General features: G+C 58.6%; 5 protein-coding genes. 3 read left to right on the top strand and 2 right to left on the bottom strand.

Features of this window, described 5'->3' with window-relative positions:
• The first annotated feature begins 254 nt into the window (after positions 1–254).
• From HMPREF9465_RS09315 to HMPREF9465_RS09305, 3 genes are all read left to right on the top strand, one after another.
• Positions 255–1,376, top strand: coding sequence for a porin (locus HMPREF9465_RS09315; RefSeq protein WP_005436304.1), 1,122 nt, complete (start codon positions 255–257; stop codon positions 1,374–1,376).
• Between the two features lie 517 nt (positions 1,377–1,893).
• Positions 1,894–2,994, top strand: a complete 1,101-nt coding sequence (locus tag HMPREF9465_RS09310) for a porin (RefSeq protein WP_005436303.1) — start codon at positions 1,894–1,896, stop codon at positions 2,992–2,994.
• Positions 2,995–3,273: 279 nt separating this feature from the next.
• Positions 3,274–4,590 (top strand): IS110 family transposase, encoded by a 1,317-nt coding sequence (locus HMPREF9465_RS09305; RefSeq protein ID WP_005433045.1) that lies wholly within the window; start codon positions 3,274–3,276, stop codon positions 4,588–4,590.
• A 335-nt stretch (positions 4,591–4,925) separates the two neighbouring features.
• Here the strand turns inward: HMPREF9465_RS09305 and HMPREF9465_RS09300 are convergent, their stop codons facing one another.
• Entirely contained in the window at positions 4,926–5,765 is an 840-nt protein-coding gene (locus tag HMPREF9465_RS09300; RefSeq protein ID WP_005436302.1) for a hypothetical protein, read from the bottom strand.
• 5 nt (positions 5,766–5,770) lie between these two features.
• Positions 5,771–6,526, bottom strand: coding sequence for a nickel insertion protein (gene larC / locus HMPREF9465_RS09295; protein WP_005436301.1), 756 nt, complete (start codon positions 6,524–6,526; stop codon positions 5,771–5,773).
• Between the last annotated feature and the right edge of the window lie 14 nt (positions 6,527–6,540).

The following is a 6,540-nucleotide window of genomic DNA, read 5'->3' as shown; positions in this document are numbered from 1 at the left end:
CTTGGAGGGAGCCGACCAGACTTTTTCTTAAAAGTCAAGGCCGCGTTCCACGGACTTCCGAGATGAACCAAAAATTTCGCACGGCCTGAATGTTCTCTGGAAAAATGCCTCACAGGTCTTGAGAAAAGACCGGACCACGGTGCAAGCGCAGTGCAAAAGCGTGCGCGCCATCTCGACGGAGCCCCTCGGGAAGCTTCCGTCGCCGCTCGCGGGCCGGCCGGTCCGGAGCGAACCCAAAAAATGAGGAAATGCAAATGTTCAAGAAGTCTCTCGCTGCCGTTGCCGTTCTCGGTGCCTTTGCCGGCTCTGCTCTCGCTGCCGACGTTCAGCTCTATGGTCTCGTTGACCTCGGTCTCAACTGGACGCAGGTCGACAAAGGCACGACCACGACCGACAGCTTCGGCATGGGTTCCGGTCAGAACTCCGGCTCCCGCTTCGGCCTGAAGGGCACGGAAGATCTCGGCAACGGCTACAAGGTTGGCTTCAACCTTGAAAACAGCTTCAAGGCTGACGACGGCGCTCTCGACAAGGGCTCCCGCCTCTTCCACCGCGAATCCATCCTGTTCGTCGAAACGCCGTACGGTGAACTCTCCGCCGGCCGCACGGGCGGTCTTGATTCCGGTGTCGGCCGCTACGGTCAGATGGGCTCCGGTGCCACCGCTATGAGCACGGGTTGGGACAACATCGCCAAGACGGGCAAGGTCTTCCTCGGTCTCGGCGACCGCATGGACAACACGCTCACCTACCAGTCTCCGAAGTTTGCCGGCGTGACGCTTCTCGCTCAGGCTTCTCTCAAGAAGTCCAACGTTAATGAAGAGGGCGATGCCATCAAGACTGAAGAAGGCTCCTCCGACGCCGACCGCTACTACGCCCTCGGCGTGACGTACGGTGCCGGTGCTCTCAACGCCGGCCTCGTCTACAGCCAGACGGACTGGAGCCGCACCGAACTGAAGGGCCAGACCAACGACGACAACCAGACCGTCGTGTCCGCCTTCGCCAATTATGACTTTGGCATGGTCAAGCCGATGGTTGCCGTCCAGTACTTCGATGGCGGCAAGGATGAAGACTCTGACAAGACCGCCGACAACAAGAAGACCGCCCTCAACAAGGGCTACGGCTTCGTCGTCGGTGGCACGGCTCCGCTCGTCGGCGGCACGCTGAAGGTTCAGCTCGGCTGGAACGACTACGAAGACGTGAAGACGGGCGCCACCGAAGGCAACAACATCATCACCGGCGTCGGCTACGAATACCCGCTCTCCAAGCGCACGTTCGTCTACACGGCCGCCGGCTACACGCAGGTCAAGACCGAAAAGGCCGGCGTCGAAACGAAGACCAAGACGTCCGAAGTCATGCTCGGCATGGTCCACAAGTTCTGATCGCTGCCTGTTCGCATAGAACGTCAGTCTGACTGAACCAAGCACCCCGGTTCCGCAAGGAGCCGGGGTGTTTTTCTCTGGCGAACGGGGTCGACGTTCGCAGGAATTCGGGTCGAAAAATCGAGGAAAAAGGCCCTCCGCGGACTCCTGAGTGAGCGAAGTCGACATTTCGTTCTACAGGCTGTCCACGTGTCGAATTCTCGGAAACAGGGCGGTTTGTTGTAGGAATGCAACACTCCGGAGAGATAGTCACGTTGCGAGGGTTAGCACCTATTTTTCTTCTTAAGGCTAGAGCCACAGGCATTTTCAATGTTTCCTCGTCTGTTTGTCCTCTGGAGCGCATTAGGAAATTGGCGAAGTCTTTGGGAGAATATGCACAGGTCCTCGCGGACCAAAGACCAGATGCGGCTCGGACCAACTTAGCCGCTCTAAATTCGGCAGCGCCTCCCAGGACAAGTCTGCCGGCCGCCGACGCATCACAAAAGACGGTGCGCGGCACTCAATGAGGAAACAAATCATGTTCAAGAAGACTCTCGCCGCTGTCGCCGTTCTCGGCGCCTTCGCCGGTTCCGCCTTTGCCGCCAATGTCACGATGTACGGCATCATCGACACGGGCCTCGGCTACACCTCCACGGACAAGGGCTATGGCGAAGACGTTAATAAGTTCGACATGCGCTCCGGCCAGAACTCCGCCAGCCGCTTCGGCGTGAAGGGTGAAGAAGACCTCGGCAACGGCGTCAAGGTCGGCTTCTCGCTCGAAAACGGCTTCTCTTCTGACGACGGCCAGCTCTCTACCGCTAACCGCCTCTTCGACCGTGAAGCTCTGCTCTATGTCGCTGGTGACTTCGGCGAACTCGGCATGGGCCGCCAGGGTGACCTCGCTTCCGGCAACGGCCGCTACGGTCTCTTCGGCGGCAAGGTCTCCCCGTTCTCCACGGGTTGGTCTGACATCGCCGGTCACAAGTATGTGATGGGCGCCGGCTTCGGTCGCATGGACAATTCCGTCACCTACAAGACCCCGACGTTTGCCGGCTTCAACGTTCTCGCCCAGTACTCCTTCAAGAAGGACAGCACTGACAAAGGCCGCGAAGGTTCCTCCGCCGTTGACCGTCAGTACGCCCTCGGCGCTTCCTTCACGGCCGGCGACCTCTACCTCACTGGCATCGTCACCCAGACGAACCTCGAATCTCTCGGCCAGACGGATGTTGAAGATCCTCTGACCGTCAGCCTCGGTGGTAACTACAACTTCGGCGTTGCCAAGCTCTACGTCGCCACGCAGTATTTCAAGGACTCTGGTCTTGCCGTCAAGATGATTCAGAATGATCGGACGGGTAAGTTTGACGGCTTCGGTCTTTCCGTTGGTGCTGACGTTCCCGCCTTCGGCGGTACGGCCAAGGTTCTCGTCGGCTACATGGATGCTGAAGATCAGACCACGACTGCTAACGACGTTCAGCGCTACACCTTCTCCGTCGGCTACGAATATCCGCTCTCCAAGCGCACGTTCGTCTACGGCGGTGCCGGCTACTACATGGACTCCTATGACAAGGGCTCCAAGGATGGCTATGATGACAAGGCTTCCGTCGCCGCTGTCAACGCCGGTCTCGTCCACAAGTTCTAAGAGGTGTGTAGCACTTTAGTGCCACCCCCCTGCGCATGAAAGCGGGGAATTAAATTAGGGCGTACAACCACGGTTGTACGCCCTAAAATCTTATGGGGGACAGTAGTTGCTCGGTGCTGGATGTGCGATCCCTTCGCGTTTCTAAAATGAGCCTGCGAGTATCGATCCCCTGTCTGAGCGTCATTGCTCGAATACTAAATAGACCTTGTTGACAAAGTCTTCATAGGCTACTAACTCGCAGACTGCCCCCCATGCTTCAACTATACATCGGAGGCAGTTATGCGTGCCAAATGCAACGATGACCTCTCAACCGTCAACTTCAGCACGATAGGACTGGACGTTCACAAAAATCGTCTGGTCGCTTGCGCCGTTCATGTTCAGCACGACGCCAAAGGGCGCGAGGTCCATGAAAAGGAATACTTCGAATCCACCGGCACATACTCCGGTAGACAACGACTTACCGAATGGTGCTCTTCACAGAACGCCGACTTGATCCTTATGGAGAGCACCGGCATTTTCTGGAAGGCGCCTTTCCGTGATCTTGAAAAAGCTGATTTGCATCCAGTCCTCATCAATCCGCGAATCTTTAATCGTGGTTCGGACAAGCGCAAAACCGACAAAAGTGATGCCACATGGCTGGCCAACCTTGCTCGCCTTGGCCTCTATCGAGCCTCGTTTATTCCAGCAGAACCTTACCGTTCGCTGAGATTGGTTCAGTCCCAAATCAAATCGCTTGTTGCTGAACGTCAACGCCTCAAAAATCGCCTTGTGAAAGTCCTGGATGACTCCGGGTTCAGATTTACGGTTGCTTTCGCCGACATCGGCGGCGCTTCCTCCCAAAGTCTCATCGCCGGCATTCTGGAAGATGCACCCCGAGAAGAACTCGCCCTCATGATTGATCCGTTGTGCAAAAAATCAATCGAGGAGATCCTGGATGCCGTTTCCGGAGAACTATCCCAAATTAACAAGGACATCGTCCAATCAATCCTGAGACTGATCGAGACGCATACCAAAGAAATCGAAACTCTCGAACAAACGGTCATCCGTGAATTGAAGAAGTGCGAGAAAGTCAAACAAAACATTCGCCTAATGACGACTATCCCGGGCGTCAGTGAAAAATCTGCGCAGTTGCTGATGTCAATGATCGGACCGGACTTCGTAGAAAATTTTTCCTCGCCACACGCTTTTGCTCGTTGGCTGGGCGTATGCCCGGGAAATAACGAATCGGCCGGACAAATCAAAAGCGGAAGGACTCCTCATGGGCAAAGGTTAATCAAAAAGGTGCTTACCGAATGCGCTCAAGCAGCGTGTCATACCAAAGGCTCACATCTTGCCGTCCTATTCGGAGGGTGGAAGCACAAGGGATTCTGCAAGGCCGTTATGGCAGTAGCTCACAAGCTGGCATTGCTGATCCACTGGGTGGTTGTGAATCAGAAACCATACATCGACAAAGAGTTCGATTACACAGGCGTCTTTAAACAGGATGGTCAACGCCGGCCTCGGTGGATTCGCGCGTTAAGGCGTTATGGGCTGATGACACTTGCAGACGTCGAAAAGGAAAAAGCCGCTCGAGGATGGATAATCGCTAAGGCATAAGCCACTTCATACTTGGAGTTGCCCTTAATCCTGAATCAGCACACACAATCGGGGACACAGGCCGGGCGAGTCCATAGTAATGCCCCATCAACATAGGAATCGAGTATTCCTACCGGGGGTGTTTTTTCTTTTTGGTTTCCGGCGCTTCCGCTTTCATACTAATAACTGCCCGTTCGCATAGAACATCAGTTTGACTGAACAAATCGCCCTGGATTCCGCACGGAATTCGGGGCGATCCTTTTTCAGGGGCCGAATCCAAGCGGCTTCAATCAAATGCAAAAGGCAGCGCTCCCTCGGGATCGCTGCCTTTTGTTCTTTGTCGTGCTCTGTCTTCCTCAGTTCCGAACGGGCCGGTCGAACCACCCCGAGAGCTCGTCCACAAGCTCGACGCGAAGCTCTGATGCACGCTCGCCGAGCTTCTTACTGAGACCTTTGGCAAGGAGTTCCGGTGCCTCTGCATGCGAGACCGAACTTCGCTCGAGATGAATCACGGGGCTGACGCCGTCCGGGAAGCGGCAGCGGAACCTCAGGCCTGGAAGCCGATCGTCCTCCTTCATGAGGGCTTCGACGGCGGCTTCGGCGTCGGCTGCGAGTATCAGGTCGCGCGACGCGGGCTTCATGCCGTAGGGAAAGCGGGTGAGCAGGCAGGGCCTTGCCATCTGGCCCGGATTGCGAAAGCCGAGTGCGGCGCCGAGCGAACGTATCTCGTCCTTGCTGATGTCGGCCTCTGCAAGAGGAGAGCGGATGCCGAGCTCTTCCAGGGCCCTGCGGCCGGGACGGTAGACGGCGAGGTCTGAGTGGTTCGTGCCGTCGCAGAGCGGGGCGTCGCCTGCGATCCTGAGAAGCTCCGTGAAGATGTGGCGCTTGCAGACGTAGCAGCGCAGGCGTCCCGCAGCGGCGAGGTCGGGCATGTCCGCGGGATCGAGCGGCACGAGCTCGGCCTCGAGACCCATGGCTCTTGCTTCGGCGACGGCTTCGGCCGTCTCGGCGGGCGCCACGTGCGGGCCTGTGACGTGCAGGAGCCTCACGCGAAAGCCTGCGAGCTTTGCGAAGAACGCGAGGAAGCGGCTGTCGAGTCCGCCCGAATAGGCGAGCGTGACCGCGCCGTCGCTCGAAGCTTCGGAGAGCTTCCGGGCGAGCCGCTCAAGACGAGGATCGTCGAAGGCGGGCGTCATGGCGTTCACTCGGCTGCGGGAACGGGCTGGCCGAAGGCCATGAGCGTGCCGTTGGCGACGCCCTCGAAGATCTTCGGCGTGAAGACGGTGACGTGGTCGGTGACGACCATCTCGGGCCAGCCGCCGAAGCGCGCGCTGAGCCCCAGCAGGACCGCCAGCCCCGTGGGAGTCACGGGCTCGCCTTCGCCCGACCAGGGGCGCACGGCGACGCCGTCGAGCATCGCGTAGAGGGCGGGTGCGGGATAGGGCACGACGCCGTGGGCGCAGTTGACGGTGCCGTCGGTCATCGGGAGGGGACTCGCGACGATCATGGCGGGATCGATCGTGGTCATGAAGTCGGCGATGAGCCCGACTGCGATGATGTTCGCCATGCGGCCCACCTCGTGGAAGTGGACGTGATCGGGCGTCGTGCCGTGCACGCGGGCCTCGGCGTTCGCGACCACGGACCAGATGGCGGCGGCCTTCGCCTTCGCCTCGTCGGAGAGCGTGCTCGCCTCATAGTGGCGGAGGATGTCGGCGGGCGTCCTGTGGGCGTGCTCGTGCGGCGTCCTGATCGAGAGCGTGTGGCCGAGGATGCCGTTGACGGCGCGCGGGCCGAATTCGATGATGGCGTCGACTTCGGGGAAGCGCCGCGCCATGTAGGCCTGGGCCGTTCCCGCGGTCTGGCCCGTCAGGGCGAGGAGGCCTGCGAGGAAGACGTTGGCGTTGAAGCCCGCATGGATGCGGACGGTGAGGATCGGGTGGTTGAAGAGGTCGGACATGGTCGGTGCTCCTC

This window comes from Sutterella wadsworthensis 2_1_59BFAA (assembly GCF_000297775.1).
In the GTDB taxonomy this organism is placed as follows: Bacteria; Pseudomonadota; Gammaproteobacteria; order Burkholderiales; family Burkholderiaceae_F; genus Sutterella; species Sutterella wadsworthensis_A.
The sequence above is the reverse complement of the archived record's forward strand: the minus strand, read 5'-3'. Positions and strand labels throughout refer to the sequence as shown.

Bases quoted from the DNA above. Each gene is read 5' to 3' on its own strand.
- HMPREF9465_RS09310 (WP_005436303.1), top strand. From the start codon at position 1,894: ATGTTCAAGAAGACTCTCGCCGCTGTCGCCGTTCTCGGCGCCTTCGCC.
- HMPREF9465_RS09300 (WP_005436302.1), bottom strand. From the start codon at position 5,765: ATGACGCCCGCCTTCGACGATCCTCGTCTTGAGCGGCTCGCCCGGAAG.
- larC (WP_005436301.1), bottom strand. From the start codon at position 6,526: ATGTCCGACCTCTTCAACCACCCGATCCTCACCGTCCGCATCCATGCG.
- HMPREF9465_RS09305 (WP_005433045.1), top strand. From the start codon at position 3,274: ATGCGTGCCAAATGCAACGATGACCTCTCAACCGTCAACTTCAGCACG.
- HMPREF9465_RS09315 (WP_005436304.1), top strand. From the start codon at position 255: ATGTTCAAGAAGTCTCTCGCTGCCGTTGCCGTTCTCGGTGCCTTTGCC.